The organism is Streptomyces sp. NPDC058274 (genome assembly GCF_042881375.1).
In the GTDB taxonomy this organism is placed as follows: Bacteria; Actinomycetota; Actinomycetes; order Streptomycetales; family Streptomycetaceae; genus Streptomyces.
The window spans coordinates 235,021-247,942 of sequence record NZ_JBHVXW010000001.1 but is presented as its reverse complement, the minus strand read 5'-3'; the positions used below and the strand labels follow the sequence as shown (position 1 = coordinate 247,942).

Sequence of the window (12,922 nt, the reverse complement as noted above, 5' to 3'; positions counted from 1 at the left end):
AGTGTCACTCTGAAAATTGCAGAGTGCCGTGTGCCTTCGAGAGGGGCCGTGGCACACTGCTCGCAACAGCACGCCGAGCGGCGCCAGTTGGAATCCGGGAAAAGGACACCCAACGGCGCCGCCCGGGCTGCCAGGACTCAGTGGAGGTGGGACGTGAGCGAACCGCGGTCCGCGCCGACGGTCGGCCAGGTCGTCCTCGGCCGGCGCCTGCTGGACCTGCGGGAACGTGCGGGTCTCAAGCGGGAGGAGGCCGCACGGGTCCTGCGGGTCGCTCCCGCCACCGTCCGTCGTATGGAGATGGCCGAGGTCTCCCTCAAAATCCCGTACCTCCAGCTCCTCCTGAAGTCGTACGGCGTCTCCGACGAAGAGGCCGAGGCCTTCGTGCAACTGGCCGAGGAGGCCAACAAGCCCGGCTGGTGGCAGCGGTTCCACGACATCCTGCCCGGCTGGTTCTCGATGTACGTGAGCCTGGAGGGCGCGGCCAGCCTGATCCGCTCGTACGAACCCCACTTCGTGCCCGGCCTGTTGCAGACGGAGGATTACGCGCGTGGCGTCCTGAGATCGGGCGCCATCGGCCAGACCAGACCCGACGACATCGAGCGCCATGTCGCGCTGCGCATGCAGCGCCAGGATCTGCTCACCCGCGAGGACGCGCCCCGGCTGTGGGCCGTGATGGACGAGACGGCCCTGCGCCGTCCCGTCGGCAGCCCCGACGTCATGCGCGCCCAGATCGACAGGTTGCTTCAGGCCACGAAGCTGCCCAACGTGACGCTGCAGGTCGCCCCGTTCGCCGCGGGGCCGCATCCCGGCACGTACGGGCCCTTCGTACTGTTCCGGTTCGCCATGCCGGAACTGCCGGACATGGTCTACAGCGAGTACCTGACCGGGGCCGTCTACCTGGACGCGCGTGCCGAGGTGGCCACCCATCTCGAGGTCATGGACCGCATGGCGGCCCAGGCCGCTACGGCACATCGCACGAAGGAGATCCTCCGGGATCTCCGCAAGGAGCTGTGAATGGAACGCATCGGGCCGCGGATACGCAACGCGCGCATCTACAACGGCATGCCCGCCCGGGAACTCGGCAGTGAGGGCTGGCGCAAACCGTGGAGCGGCGGCAACGGCGGCAACTGCCTGGAGGCGATGAAGCTCGACGACGGGCGGATCGCTGTCCGGCAGTCGGCGGATCCCGATGGCCCGGCCCTGATCTACACCGCCGGTGAGATCACCGCGTTCATTCAGGGTGCGAAGGCGGGGGAGGCGGACTTCCTGCTGTCTTGAGGGGGCGCGTCTTGAAGGCCTCGTCTTGAGGGGCGCCGGCCTCAGGGACTGCCGTCCTGAGGGCCGCTGTTCTGAGGAGCCGCCGGGTGTCTTGAACCAGTCGGTCACGGGCGCGGGGCTCTCTTCTTTTCCCTCTCGACTTCCTAGCCTGGGTGCCGACTGATCATCTGCCGACGCGCGGACCTACGGAGATCGCCATGACCGGGCAGCCCCCCAGCGAGATCGATACGAGCAGACCGCATCCCGCGCGGATGTACGACTGGTTCCTCGGCGGCAAGGACAACTACCCGGTCGACGAGGAGATGGGCCGGCAACTCCTCGCGCTGGAGCCGCGGGTGCCGGTGATGGCGCAGGTCAACCGCGCCTTCATGCACCGCGCCACCCGCTGGCTGGCGATCAACGGCGTACGGCAGTTCCTCGACATCGGCACCGGCATACCGACCGAGCCCAATCTGCACCAGGTCGCCCAGCGGGTCGCACCCGACGCACGCGTTGTCTACTGCGACAACGACCCCATCGTGCTGGCCCACGCCGAGGCACTGCTGCGCAGCACGCCCGACGGGGTCACCGAGTATCTCCAAGCCGATGTGCGGGACCCGGCCAGGATCCTCGAACAGGCCGCGAAGATCCTGGACTTCGGCAAGCCCGTGGCCCTTTCCCTCGTCGCGCTGCTGCACTTCGTCGCCGACGAGGACGGCGCGTACGAACTCGTGGAGCGCTTTCTCGCCGAACTGCCCTCCGGCAGCTACCTGATGCTGTCCCACGCCTCGGACGACTTCGACACGGAGAAGGCGGCGACGGCCACCGAGATGTACCGCAGGCGCGGGCTGACCATGGCGCTGCGCGGCCGTGCGGAGATCGCGCGGTTCTTCGACGGACTCGAACTCGTCGAGCCCGGCGTCGCGTTGGTCGCCGACTGGAAACCGGAGCTCGGCGAGGTCATCCAGCTCGAGGGCGATGAGCCGGTGCCGGGGTACGCGGGGGTGGGGCGCAAGGGGTAAGGGGTAAGGGGTAGGGGTTGTCTGAGGGCGTCGTGTTCACCGCGGTGGCAGGTGTCTGAGGGCGTCGCACTCACCCTGGCGGGAGTTGTCCGGGGACGTCGTGCTCACCTCGGCGGCAGCGCCCCGCACAGCGCGTCCAGCGCCGCCCCGTACGCGTGCTCCGCGGGTGTCGCGTACCCCACGACGATGCCGTCCGGCGCGGACATCGTCGCCGCCGGATGGCGGAACTCGGCGAGTCCGTCCAGGGCGACCCCCTGCCAGACGGCCGCCTTGACCACGGACTGTTCGGTGCCCGGCGGCAGGCGCAGTACCGCGTGCAGCCCGGCGGCGATCCCGGTGACCTCGACATGCGGCGCGTGCGTGGCGAGCGCGGCGACGAGCCGGTCGCGCCGCACCCGGTACCGCTGCCGCATACGCCGCACATGGCGGTCGTACGACCCGGAGACGATGAAGTCCGCGAGCGTCAGCTGGTCCAGCACGCTCGCCCACGCCTCCCGCTCGCCCTTGACCGCGAGGACCCCGTCGACATACCGCTCCGGAAGGACCATCCACCCCAGCCGCAGCGCCGGTGACAGGCTCTTGCTGACGGAACCGATGTGGATGACCCGCTCCGGGTCGAGCCCCTGTACGGCGCCGACGGGCTTGCGGTCGTAACGGAACTCCCCGTCGTAGTCGTCCTCCAGAATCACCCCGCCTCGCGCGCGTGCCCAGTCGACCGCGGCCGCGCGCCGCGAGGGGTGCAGCGGACCGCCGGTGGGGAACTGGTGCGCGGGCGTGAGCAGGACGGCCCGTTCCCTGCCCAACTCGCCGACCAGGGCGCCGTCTCCGTCGAGGGGCAGCGGCACGGTCCGTACGGACGCGGCGGCCAGCAGCTCGCGATGGAAGCCGAGGCCGTACGACTCGACGGCCAGCGGCCCGCGCAGCACCCCGCCGGTCCCCGCGAACAGCAGCCGCAGCGCGTGCGCGAAGCCCGAGCAGACCACGATCCGTTCCGGCTCGGTGCGTACGCCCCGCGCGCGTGCCAGGTATTCGGTGAGTGCGCGGCGCAGCTCGATCCGGCCGGCCGGATCGCCCGGCCCGAAGGCCTCGTTGGGGGCCTGCTGGAGCGCCCGCCGGTACGAGGCCAGCCAGGCGGCGCGCGGGAACGACGACGCGTCCGGAGTCCCCTGCCGCAGATCGTGCCGCGGTCCACGCGCGCGTGGCGGTGCCTTCTTCGGTACGCGCGCCCGGGCGCCCAACGGCTCGGCACGCTCGGCGACCCGGGTGCCCGAGCCCTGGCGGGCGGTGAGCCAGCCCTCGGCGACGAGTTCGGCGTACGCGTCGGCGACCGTGTTGCGGGCGACCCCGAGGTCGGCGGCGAGCGAGCGGTACGGCGGCAGCCGTGTTCCCGGCGCGAGCCGCCCCGAGCGTACGGCCTCCCGCAGCGCGCGGATCAGCTCCGCCCGGCGAGGACCCGCCCCGGCCATCTCCAAGTGCAGATCGGCACCGATCCGCTCCGCCGAATTGACCCACGATTCCGCCATGGAAATGCACCCTACAGGGGGTCTTTCCGGGCCGTAGATTCATGGTCATGACGACGAACACGAACACGATGAAGGGGACGGACGCGATGAACACGGCGGACGCGATGAACACGGCGGACGCGATGAACACGGCGGACGCGATGAACACGGCGGACGCGATGAACACGGCGGACGCGATGAACACGGCGAACGCGGCGGCCCACACGGCAGGGGCCGTGATCGCGGGCGGGGGCGCGGGCGGGGGCGCGGGCGCGCCGGGGACTCCCCGGCTCGACTTCGCCAAGGCCGCGCCCAAGGCCTTCCGCGCGCTCATCGGCTTCGACGCGGCGGCCCGCGAGGGGCTGGACCCGGCCCTCGTCGAACTGATCCAGATCCGTGCCTCGCACCTCAACCACTGCGCCTACTGCCTGCACATGCACACCAACGACGCGCGCAAGGCCGGCGAGAGCGAGGACCGGCTGCACATGGTCGCCGTGTGGCGCGAGGCCCGGCACTTCTTCGCGCCGAAGGAGCAGGCAGCGCTCGCCCTCACGGAAGCCGTCACCCTGGTCGCCGGCGGTGGCGTCCCGGACGACGTCTACGCGGAGGCCGCCGCCCACTTCGGCGACCAGGAACTGGCCCACGTCCTCGCCCTGATCTTCACGATCAACACCTGGAACCGGGTCGCTCTGTCGACGGCCAAGGTGGCGGGCACGGACACGCGCGTCTGACGGCCGCCGGCGGAAGCCCGGGGCTCGGGCGGCTGCGCGTGTCCGTGCCCGCCCAGTCCGTCACCGCCTACTCCGCGACCGCCAACGTCTTCACCGCGCTACGTCTTCACCGCGCTGCGCCGTCACCGCGCTGCGCCGTCACCGCGCTACGTCTTCACCGCGCTACGTCTTCACCGCGCTGCGCCGTCACCGCGCTGCGCCGTCACCGCGCTGCGCCGTCACCGCGCTGCGCCGTCACCGCGCTACGCCTTCATCGGGCGGTCGTACGGCCCGATCGGGGCGGGCAGTTGCGAGGCGCCGGTCAGATGGCGGTCGACCGCCGACGCCACCGCCCGGCCCTCGGCGATGGCCCAGACGATGAGGGACTGGCCGCGCGCGGCGTCGCCGGCGACGAAGACTCCGGGGGCGCTGGTGGCGAAGTCCGCGTTACGGGTGATCGTGCCGCGCGAGTCGAGGGTGACCCCGAGCTGGTCGAGCAGACCGTCGTGCCGGTCGGGGCCCGAGAAGCCGAGGGCGAGCAGCACGAGGTCGGCGGGGAGGTCCCGCCCGGAACCGGGGACCGGGCGGCGCCCCGCGTCCACGTCGACCAGGTGCAACGCGCGCACATGTCCCTCCCCGTCCCCGGTGAAGCGGAGCGTGGACGCCGCGAACAGCCGGGCGTCCGCGTGCGCGGCGGGCGCCGTCTCCAGTTCCCCGGCCTCCTGGTGCGCGGCCGAGAGGCGGTAGATCTTCGGGTACGTCGGCCAGGGCTCGAGATCCTCGTCGCGATCCGCCCCCGGCTGCGCGTAGATGTCCAGCTGCGTCACGGACGCGGCGCCCTCGCGCACGGCCGTGCCCAGGCAGTCCGCGCCCGTGTCGCCGCCGCCGATGATCACGACATGCCTGCCGGCGGCGGACAGCGGAGAGACCTCGAGATCCCCTTCGCAGACCCGGTCGGCCAGCGGGAGATACTCCATCGCCTGATGGATTCCGTCCAACTCCCGTCCTGGTACGGGAAGTTCTCGCCAGGCCGTGGCGCCTACGGCGAGGATGACCGCGTCGTAGCGCGCCCGCAGCTCCGCGGCACCGACGTCCCGCCCGACCGCCACCGACGTACGGAACTTGGTGCCCTCCGCCCGCATCTGTCCGAGCCGCCGGTCCAGGTGCCGCTTCTCCATCTTGAAGGCCGGGATGCCGTACCGCAGCAGGCCGCCGATCCGGTCGGCCCGCTCGTACACGGCGACGGTGTGCCCGGCCCGCGTCAACTGCTGGGCCGCGGCGAGCCCGGTGGGCCCGGAGCCGATCACGGCGACCGTCCGCCCGGAGAGCCGGTCCGGCGGACGCGGTGGCGTGAAACCGTCCTCCCAGGCCCGGTCGGCGATGGCCACCTCGACGTTCTTGATGGTGACCGCGGGCTGGTTGATGGCGAGCACGCATCCCGCCTCGCACGGCGCCGGACACAACCGCCCGGTGAACTCGGGGAAGTTGTTCGTCGCGTGCAGCCGGTCGCTCGCCGCCCGCCAGTCGTCCCGTGAGACGAGGTCGTTCCACTCCGGGATCAGATTGCCCAGCGGGCAGGCCTCGTGGCAGAAGGGGACCCCGCAGTCCATGCAGCGGTCGGCCTGCCTGCTGATGATCGGCAGCAGGGCCCCGGGGACGTACACCTCGTCCCAGTCCCGCACCCGTTCCTCGACGGGCCTGCGGGGCCATTCTTCGCGCGGAGTGGTGAGGAAACCCTTGGGATCGGCCATGGCCGTCTCCCTTGCGTACGCGTACGGGGTCGAATGCTCTTTCGGCCACGATACGGCCTCGCCCTTCCGCGCGCCGCTCGGCTTCCGCCGCCCGGTTGCCCCGCCCGGCCCGGGTGCTCGCGACACTGGTCGCGGCGGTGCGTTTCTGGTGCCGGGGGGTTGGTCCTCCGATGCGTCCAGCGCCGGGTTCCGGTCTTCCGGTTCCCGGTTCCCGGTGGGTGGGGCCGTGTCCTGTGGTGTGTTTCCGCGCCGGGTTCTGGTCTTCCGGTTCCCGGTGGGTGGGGCCGTGTCCTGTGGTGTGTTCCCGCGCCCGGTTCCGGTCCGTCCGGTCCGCCCCCGTTCCGGGGCTCGGCTCACTCCTCCGACTCCTCCGACGCGTACCGGGGCCGGCCCGGGCTCAGGTGAGGGCGAGCACGTACGACACCGTCGCTGCGGCCGACGCGACCGTGCGGACGTGGTTCCACATCGACCACTCGCCCACGTATCTGCTCCAGTACGCGGTGGCCTCCGGGGCGCCGGGCTCCATCCCGGCGAGCTTCTCGTTGCGCGGGACATTCGCGGCGGCCGTCACCCCGAACGTGCCGAAGAGATACAGCGCGCTGCCCAGCAGCAGTTCCACCGTGCCGTCGTCCGGCCACAACACGAACGTCACCACCGCCAGCACCGCGCACAGCACGGCCGTACCGACGAACACCGCCATGAAGGCCGGGGTCAGCGCGGCCACATTGATCGCTTGCATCGCCGCCACGCCCTGCGCCGGCGGCAGCGCGGCGATCCCCTTCATGACGAACGTCGAGAAGCCGCAGAAGACACCGGCCACCAGCCCGGTACCGAGCACGCCCAGCACCGTCAGCACGAAGTACGGCCCATCAATCATGTCCACTCCCGCGTCCGCCCGAAATCCAAGATCCTGCACGGCCCCCGACCGTCACCTCAACTCAATACCCATGCGATCTCCGCGACCATGGCCGAACTGCGCGGACGCATACGCGAGCGTCTTGCCCCGCGCCCTCACCCGACCGCCGGCCCGACGCACCCTCGACGGCCCCGGTCACCCCGCCCCACCCCTTCTCACCCCGCCCGCCCCTTCTCATTCCGTCCCACCCCGTCCCGCCCCTTCTTATTCCGTCTCACCCAGTCGCCTGACCGGCGCGCCATCCGCTCAGCGTGGCCTCCACCGCGGCCGCGATCCGGCGCCGGGCCTCCTGCCGCGGCACGCCACTCATCAGCAGCTGGTCGTACGGCGTCTCCGTATGCCGTACGGATGCACGGACCGCCGAGGTCACCGCGGACTCGGACAGGGCACGGCCCGCCGCGCTGCGCCCGACCCGCCCGCTCCCGCGGACCGAGGCATGCGCGGCGATCGCGCCGGCCCGCCCCGCCGGGCAGCCGGGAAACAGCCGCCGGATCTCCTCGGCGAACACCTCCGTGAAGCGCACATCCTCCGCCGCCCGCCGCCGCGCGTCCCGCGTCCGGCGCCGCCGCCGGGCCTCCGCGTCCGCCAGGCACCGCCCCTCGGCCAGAGCCAGCGCCGACTCCTCGACGAGGACGCCCTGCCGCTCGTACCGCGCCCGTCTCCGGTTGAACCGCACCACCACCGCCGACAGCGCGCTAGCCTCCCGCGCCCTCCGCGTCAGCGCGGTGTCCCCTCGCGGCAGGAACACCAGGTGCCCGAGGTCGGCACAGTCCAGACACCGCTGTGTCCCCTCCTCCAGCACCAACAGCGCGAGCGGCCCGCTCCGGCACGCGGCACAGTGCCGCTTCTTGAGCGGCTGAATGACGAGAAGCCCGGTGCGGGGCGGGGGAGCTGCGATCCGTGCCATGCGCGGTTCATTCCCCGACCGACCGCCCCCGGAAGCACGTCACCGACGCGTGTCGTTGCCGTGCGTGAGTAGTTCACCTGCCCCGGGACCGGGCCTCCTCCGTGAACCACTGCAAAAGCCTCCGGGGGCGGCGGAATTGAACACCGACACCCGCGTACGGTGCAGCGTCGGCGTCTCGATCTCGTCGAGCACCGCCACCGCACGGTCCGCGTACGACAGCCACGCACCCGCGCCGGGCGCACGCTCCCCGCCGAGCCGGTACCGCCCGGTACGCGGGGAGTCGACCTCCAGCCGGGCGGGCGGCGTGAGCATCACCCAGTCCACCCCCGCCCCGACCTCGCCCCCTTGCTCCGTCGCCTCCCGCAATCGCCGCAGCCCCGCCGCGTGCGCCAGCGCGAACGGCGCCGAGCATCTGCCGCGCCTCCTCGCCGCTCGCCGTGCCCACGAGCTCGCGTCGTGAGCGCGGCATCATGGGCTCTGTGCGACTCGAAGCGATCACCTGGGAACGACTCGGCGACCTGCTCGCCGAGCGGCTGCTCGACCTGAAGCCGGACGACGGGAGTCCCTGGCCGCGCGTCGCCTTCGACGGGGCGCCGGCCGCCCGCCCCGGCGACCTCGCGCACCGCGTGTCCGAGGCGTTGCGCGTCCGCGGCCGGTCCTCGCTGGTCGTCGGCACGGAGGGATTCCTGCGTCCCGCCTCGCTCCGGTTCGAGTACGGGCACGAGGACGTGGAGGCGTACTACGACGGCTGGTTCGACACCGGAGCCCTGTGGCGCGAGGTCTTCGGTCCACTCGAACCCGGCGGCAATGGCCGCGTCCTGCCCGACCTCTGGGACCCGGCCACCGACCGCGCCACCCGCAGCCCCTACGTCCAACTCCCGCCCGGCGGACTGCTGTTGCTGCACGGCCCCCTCCTGTTGCGTCATTGGTTCCCCTTCGATCTGACGGTGCACGTCCTCCTCTCCCCGGGCGCCCTTCGCCGCCGCACCCCCGAGGGCGACCACTGGAACCTCCCCGCCTTCGAGCGCTACGAGGCCGAGGTGGAACCGGGCGCCACTGCCGACGTGCTGGTGCGCGCCGACGATCCGCGTCACCCGGCGTGGAACGGCTGATCGCGAGCAGCGAACCCAAAAGAGCTTTCTATGCACGTGCATGGAGTTAGTCTGAGCTCATGACGCTTCCTTCCGGTAATCCGGTCTCCTTCAGCGACTCGGTCCGCGCCCTCCTCGACGGCAAGAACTTCGCCAGCGTCGCCACCCTCGGCCCCGGCGGTACTCCTCACAACTCGGTGGTCTGGATCAAACGCGAGGGTGACTCGGTGCTGTTCTCCTCGACCGCGGGCCGCCAGAAGGTGCGCAACCTTCAACGCGATCCCCGAGTCAGCCTCTCGGTGTTCGAACTCGCCAACCCCTACACCTCGGTGGAGATCCGAGGCACTGCCGAGATCCTCCCCGACGAGAAAAAGCGCCTCCCGCACGAGCTCTCGCACAAGTACCTCGGCATCGACCCGCCGGCGGAGAAGGACGAGGAGGTCCGCGTGATCATCCGTGTCGTCCCGCAGAAGATCGTCGGCTTTTCGGCCTGAGCCCTGCGGCTTCTTGGCTTGCGCTCCTGCGGGCCCTTGGCCTGAGCCCCTAACGGTTCGTGGCCTGAGCCCCTGCGGGTTCTCGGTCCGAGCCCCTAACGGTTCGTGGCCTGAGCCCCTGCGGGTTCTCGGTCCGAGCCCCTGCGGCACGGGGGTCACAACCCGTGCCTCTGGACTTCAGGGTGCGCATCGCCGGGGGCGCGGCGAGAATGAAGGGCGCCGGGACTAGCGGTGCCTTCCTGCGTCGCGCCGGCCGTCCGGCACCGGGAGGTATTTCATGACCACCGCCGGAGACATCATGCATCGTGGCGCCCAGTGGATCCCCGCCCACGAGACCCTGGACCGTGCGGCCCAGCTGATGCGCGAACTCAATGTCGGCGCGCTGCCCATCAGCGACGAGAACGAACGGCTCTGCGGCATCCTCACGGACCGCGACATCGTCATCGGCTGTGTGGCCATGGGACACGACCCGGCACGGATCACGGCCGGTGACATGGCCCAGGGCACACCGCGCTGGATCGAGGCCGACGCCGATGTCAGCGAGGTGCTCCACGAGATGCAGGGGCACCAGATCCGCCGGCTCCCCGTGATCGAGAACAAGCGGCTGGTCGGCATGATCAGCGAGGCCGACCTGGCCCAGCATCTGACGGACGACCAGCTCGCCGCCTGGGTCGAGAGCGTCTACGCGAAGAGCGCGACGCGCTGACGTCGGCGACGGACCCGCGAACACCCGCGCCCACGGCCTTCTCTCCTTGGGACGTGGGTGTCCGCGCGTCTCACAGCCAGCCGTGGCGCCGGAAGCCCCGGTAGAGGATCAGACACGCCACGCTGGTCAGGCCTGCGACCAGGCCGTACCCGTAACGCCAGTGCAGCTCCGGCATGTGGTCGAAGTTCATCCCGTACACCCCGCAGACCATCGTCGGCACCGCGATGACCGCCGCCCAGGCCGTGATCTTCCGCATGTCCTCGTTCTGCGCGACTGTCACCTGCGCGAGGTGCGCCTGCAGAATCGAGTTCAGCAGTTCGTCGAACGCGGCTATCTGCTCCGTGACCCTCAGCAGGTGGTCGGAGACGTCCCGGAAGTAGGCCTGTATCTCCGGGTCGACCACCCGGATCGGCCGGGTGGCCAGATCCAGCAGCGGTCGGGCGAGCGGGACCACGGCCCGCTTCAGCTCCAGGAGTTCACGCTTGAGCTGATAGATGCGCCCCGGATCGGCACGCGCGCCGTTCTCCGCGAAGACGTCGGTCTCGACCTGGTCGATGTCCTCCTGCACGGCGTCGGTGACGCTGAGGTAGTCGTCGACCACGTGGTCCGCGAGCGCGTGCAGCACCGCGGCCGGTCCCTTGGCCAGCTGCCTGGGGTCGGCCTCGAGTTCCTCCCGTAGCGGACCCAGCGACCCATGCCGTCCGTGCCGCACCGTGATCACGAAGTCGCGGCCGACGAACACCATGACCTCGCCGGTGTCCACCACCTCGCTGGTCGCCGTGAGTTCCTGGTGCTCGACGTAGCAGACCGTCTTGAACACCGCGAACAGCGTTTCGCCGTAGCGCTCCAGCTTCGGGCGCTGGTGGGCGTGCACCGCGTCCTCGACCGCCAGCGGGTGCAGGTCGAAGAGCTCGGCGATGCCGGCGAACTCCTGGTCCGTCGGCTCGTGCAGTCCCAGCCAGACGAAGCCGTCGTCGCGCTTGCGCACTTGCTCCACGGCGTCGACCAGATCACTGCCGCCGGGAACTCTGGCGCCGTCCTTGTAGGTCACGCAGTTGACCACCGCCGAACCCAGCGGGGACCGGGCGGGGTGACTCAGGTCGACGCGGGGGCGCCGTCGGGTCAGCCGCGCCACAGTGCGGAGGCCGCCGACTTTGCCGAGGCCTGTGACCTTCCGCAGATTCCCTGCCATGGACATCCGGATCTCCTCGCGTGGATCCCTTCGCGCCGCGCATTGCGCCTTGCCGCGGCCAGTCTGCCAGCATGAATCGGACGTCGGGAAAGCCTGGGGGAACGGAATCCTCCGCTCCGCGCAACCGGCTGGCGGGACCGAGTCGTACGTCCGGCTGGCGCACCCGAGTCGTACGGCCGGCTCGTGCCATGCCGGAGAGCGGCGGAGAGCGGCGGAGAGCGGCGGAGAGCGGCGGAGGGGGCCTGACGCCATCGGCGCCCGGTCGGTCCGATGCGGAAGGGTGCGCCTCGGATGCGTTGCGGGAGCACGCCTCGGATCCGGTGCGGGGGCGCACCTCGGATCTGGTGCGTCAACCAAGCCCGACAAGCCAGACAACTGGGATGATTCCCCCATGACGCGAACCGACGGGTATCTACTCGACAACCGGCAGGCCGAGGCGAGGCAGCGCTTCGACGCCTTCGCCCCTCTCTTCGACCCCACGACCTTCCGGCACATCGAGCGTTTCGGCATCGGGTCCGGCTGGCGCTGCTGGGAGGTCGGTGCCGGCGGCACCTCGGTGGTGTCGTGGCTGGCCAAGAAGGTCGGCCCGACCGGGCGGGTCCTCGCCACCGACATCGACACCTCGTGGGTGGCCTCGGTCGCGCGTCCGCCGGTCGAGGTCCGGGTCCACGACGTGGCTGCGGAGGAGCCGCCGGGGGACGGCTTCGACCTGGTGCACGCGCGGCTCGTGCTGGCTCAAGTCCCGGACCGGGAACGGGCGTTGCGCTCGATGGTCAGGGCCCTGCGGCCCGGCGGCCGGCTCCTCGTCGAGGACGCCGACCTCTCGCTCCAGCCGCACCTGTGCCCCGACGAGCACGGCCCCGAGCAGCAACTGGCGAACCGCCTGCGCAAGGGCTACCGCCACCTGCTCACCGAGCGCGGCGCGGATCTGTCGTACGGCCGCACGCTCCCGCGCCTGCTCCGCGAGGCGGGCCTGCGCCGCGTGGAGGCCGACGCCTACTTCCCCGTCTCCTCGGCCGCGTGTGCCGCACTGGAGACGGCGACGGCCCGTCAGATCCGCGATGAGCTCGTCGCCGCGGGCCGCGCCACGGACCAGGACATCGACCGCCACCTGGCCAACGTGGCCGCCGGCACCATGGACCTGGCCACGGCTCCGATGGTCTCGGCCTGGGGGCGCAAGGCGTAGTGGAGACCGGGCGGGGCCTCGCGCCGGCTGATGTCCGGAGAGGCCCCGCACGCCCACCACTGCCCGAAGGGTGCCGCCGGCCGCCAGAAGAGCGGCTCCGCACCTGCCCGCCGTCCGAAGAAGCCCCGCACCCTTCCGCCGTTCCCGCGGCCCCGGACTGACTCCGTCCCGGAACAGAACCCGTCGCA

14 protein-coding genes are annotated in these 12,922 nt (G+C 71.3%); 9 read left to right on the top strand and 5 right to left on the bottom strand.

Annotated features, from left to right (window positions below):
• Positions 1–153: 153 nt before the first annotated feature.
• The 3 genes from ACFVYF_RS01160 (at position 154) to ACFVYF_RS01150 (ending at position 2,279) form a co-directional block, all read left to right on the top strand.
• Positions 154–1,014, top strand: coding sequence for a helix-turn-helix transcriptional regulator (locus ACFVYF_RS01160; protein ID WP_389448882.1), 861 nt, complete (start codon positions 154–156; stop codon positions 1,012–1,014).
• Positions 1,015–1,278, top strand: a complete 264-nt coding sequence (locus ACFVYF_RS01155; protein ID WP_389448879.1) for a DUF397 domain-containing protein — start codon at positions 1,015–1,017, stop codon at positions 1,276–1,278.
• Positions 1,279–1,475: 197 nt separating this feature from the next.
• Positions 1,476–2,279 carry an SAM-dependent methyltransferase gene (locus ACFVYF_RS01150; RefSeq protein WP_389448877.1) on the top strand — a complete coding sequence of 268 codons (804 nt, stop codon included), beginning with the start codon at positions 1,476–1,478 and terminating at the stop codon, positions 2,277–2,279.
• A gap of 104 nt (positions 2,280–2,383) precedes the next feature.
• On the opposite strand, the gene ACFVYF_RS01145 is transcribed toward ACFVYF_RS01150, so the two are convergent.
• Positions 2,384–3,802 (bottom strand): PLP-dependent aminotransferase family protein, encoded by a 1,419-nt coding sequence (locus ACFVYF_RS01145; RefSeq protein ID WP_389448874.1) that lies wholly within the window; start codon positions 3,800–3,802, stop codon positions 2,384–2,386.
• 140 nt (positions 3,803–3,942) lie between these two features.
• On the opposite strand from ACFVYF_RS01145, the gene ACFVYF_RS01140 reads away from it, so the two are divergent.
• Positions 3,943–4,512, top strand: a complete 570-nt coding sequence (locus tag ACFVYF_RS01140; protein ID WP_389450565.1) for a carboxymuconolactone decarboxylase family protein — start codon at positions 3,943–3,945, stop codon at positions 4,510–4,512.
• Positions 4,513–4,754: 242 nt separating this feature from the next.
• Here ACFVYF_RS01140 and ACFVYF_RS01135 read toward each other — a convergent pair whose 3' ends face one another.
• From ACFVYF_RS01135 to ACFVYF_RS01125, 3 genes are all read right to left on the bottom strand, one after another.
• Complete coding sequence (locus ACFVYF_RS01135; RefSeq protein WP_389448871.1) at positions 4,755–6,242, bottom strand: glutamate synthase subunit beta; 1,488 nt, start codon at positions 6,240–6,242, stop codon at positions 4,755–4,757.
• A 397-nt stretch (positions 6,243–6,639) separates the two neighbouring features.
• Entirely contained in the window at positions 6,640–7,119 is a 480-nt protein-coding gene (locus ACFVYF_RS01130) for a DUF1772 domain-containing protein (RefSeq protein ID WP_389448868.1), read from the bottom strand.
• 253 nt (positions 7,120–7,372) lie between these two features.
• On the bottom strand, positions 7,373–8,065 hold the full coding sequence (locus ACFVYF_RS01125) for a DUF2293 domain-containing protein (protein ID WP_389448866.1): 693 nt from the start codon (positions 8,063–8,065) through the stop codon (positions 7,373–7,375).
• A 136-nt stretch (positions 8,066–8,201) separates the two neighbouring features.
• Here ACFVYF_RS01125 and ACFVYF_RS01120 point away from each other — a divergent pair, with 136 nt between their 5' ends.
• The 4 genes from ACFVYF_RS01120 (at position 8,202) to ACFVYF_RS01105 (ending at position 10,356) form a co-directional block, all read left to right on the top strand.
• Positions 8,202–8,525 (top strand): hypothetical protein, encoded by a 324-nt coding sequence (locus tag ACFVYF_RS01120; protein ID WP_389448863.1) that lies wholly within the window; start codon positions 8,202–8,204, stop codon positions 8,523–8,525.
• A 10-nt stretch (positions 8,526–8,535) separates the two neighbouring features.
• On the top strand, positions 8,536–9,177 hold the full coding sequence (locus ACFVYF_RS01115; protein ID WP_389448861.1) for a uridine kinase: 642 nt from the start codon (positions 8,536–8,538) through the stop codon (positions 9,175–9,177).
• 59 nt (positions 9,178–9,236) lie between these two features.
• Complete coding sequence (locus ACFVYF_RS01110) at positions 9,237–9,650, top strand: PPOX class F420-dependent oxidoreductase (protein WP_389448858.1); 414 nt, start codon at positions 9,237–9,239, stop codon at positions 9,648–9,650.
• Between the two features lie 277 nt (positions 9,651–9,927).
• Complete coding sequence (locus tag ACFVYF_RS01105) at positions 9,928–10,356, top strand: CBS domain-containing protein (RefSeq protein ID WP_389448855.1); 429 nt, start codon at positions 9,928–9,930, stop codon at positions 10,354–10,356.
• Positions 10,357–10,426: 70 nt separating this feature from the next.
• Here ACFVYF_RS01105 and ACFVYF_RS01100 read toward each other — a convergent pair whose 3' ends face one another.
• Positions 10,427–11,554 carry a magnesium and cobalt transport protein CorA gene (locus ACFVYF_RS01100; protein WP_389448852.1) on the bottom strand — a complete coding sequence of 376 codons (1,128 nt, stop codon included), beginning with the start codon at positions 11,552–11,554 and terminating at the stop codon, positions 10,427–10,429.
• Positions 11,555–11,939: 385 nt separating this feature from the next.
• Here ACFVYF_RS01100 and ACFVYF_RS01095 point away from each other — a divergent pair, with 385 nt between their 5' ends.
• The gene (locus ACFVYF_RS01095) at positions 11,940–12,734 is read left to right on the top strand and encodes a methyltransferase domain-containing protein (RefSeq protein ID WP_389448850.1); all 795 of its coding nucleotides are present in this window, start codon (positions 11,940–11,942) and stop codon (positions 12,732–12,734) included.
• Positions 12,735–12,922 lie beyond the last annotated feature (188 nt).

What these genes read in the sequence shown, in the direction of transcription:
- ACFVYF_RS01155 (WP_389448879.1), top strand. Translation starts at nt 1,015, where the DNA reads ATGGAACGCATCGGGCCGCGGATACGCAACGCGCGCATCTACAACGGC.
- ACFVYF_RS01150 (WP_389448877.1), top strand. Translation starts at nt 1,476, where the DNA reads ATGACCGGGCAGCCCCCCAGCGAGATCGATACGAGCAGACCGCATCCC.
- ACFVYF_RS01145 (WP_389448874.1), bottom strand. Translation starts at nt 3,802, where the DNA reads ATGGCGGAATCGTGGGTCAATTCGGCGGAGCGGATCGGTGCCGATCTG.
- ACFVYF_RS01140 (WP_389450565.1), top strand. Translation starts at nt 3,943, where the DNA reads ATGAACACGGCGGACGCGATGAACACGGCGGACGCGATGAACACGGCG.
- ACFVYF_RS01135 (WP_389448871.1), bottom strand. Translation starts at nt 6,242, where the DNA reads ATGGCCGATCCCAAGGGTTTCCTCACCACTCCGCGCGAAGAATGGCCC.
- ACFVYF_RS01130 (WP_389448868.1), bottom strand. Translation starts at nt 7,119, where the DNA reads ATGATTGATGGGCCGTACTTCGTGCTGACGGTGCTGGGCGTGCTCGGT.
- ACFVYF_RS01125 (WP_389448866.1), bottom strand. Translation starts at nt 8,065, where the DNA reads ATGGCACGGATCGCAGCTCCCCCGCCCCGCACCGGGCTTCTCGTCATT.
- ACFVYF_RS01115 (WP_389448861.1), top strand. Translation starts at nt 8,536, where the DNA reads ATGGGCTCTGTGCGACTCGAAGCGATCACCTGGGAACGACTCGGCGAC.
- ACFVYF_RS01110 (WP_389448858.1), top strand. Translation starts at nt 9,237, where the DNA reads ATGACGCTTCCTTCCGGTAATCCGGTCTCCTTCAGCGACTCGGTCCGC.
- ACFVYF_RS01105 (WP_389448855.1), top strand. Translation starts at nt 9,928, where the DNA reads ATGACCACCGCCGGAGACATCATGCATCGTGGCGCCCAGTGGATCCCC.
- ACFVYF_RS01100 (WP_389448852.1), bottom strand. Translation starts at nt 11,554, where the DNA reads ATGTCCATGGCAGGGAATCTGCGGAAGGTCACAGGCCTCGGCAAAGTC.
- ACFVYF_RS01095 (WP_389448850.1), top strand. Translation starts at nt 11,940, where the DNA reads ATGACGCGAACCGACGGGTATCTACTCGACAACCGGCAGGCCGAGGCG.